Annotated in this window: 1 pseudogene; it reads left to right on the forward strand. The window is 28.7% G+C overall.

Annotated features, from left to right (window positions below):
• Nucleotides 1–317, forward strand: a pseudogene (locus tag NG904_RS16705) (bifunctional glutamate--cysteine ligase GshA/glutathione synthetase GshB); the annotation flags it as partial.

A 317-nucleotide genomic window follows, 5' to 3' on the forward strand; every position in this document is an offset into this window, starting at 1 on the left:
ATCAATACTCCAATAGTAGTAAAACCTAAGTCTACTAATTTTGGTATAGGAATAAGTATTTTCCCTAATGGTGGATCAAAAGACGATATAATTAGAGCATTAAATATAGGTTTTAAAAATGATAATACAGTTCTTATTGAAGAATTTATACAAGGAAAAGAATATAGATTTTTAGTAATTGGAGATAAAGTGGCAGGTATACTTCATAGAGTGCCAGCTAATGTTATGGGGGGTGGAGTTAAAAATATAGTTGAATTAGTTAAAGATAAAAATTTAAATCCACTTAGAGGAAAAGGGTACAGAACTCCATTAGAAAA

The sequence above is a fragment of the Clostridium sp. ZBS15 genome (assembly GCF_023845705.1).
Taxonomy (GTDB): Bacteria; Bacillota; Clostridia; order Clostridiales; family Clostridiaceae; genus Clostridium; species Clostridium aquiflavi.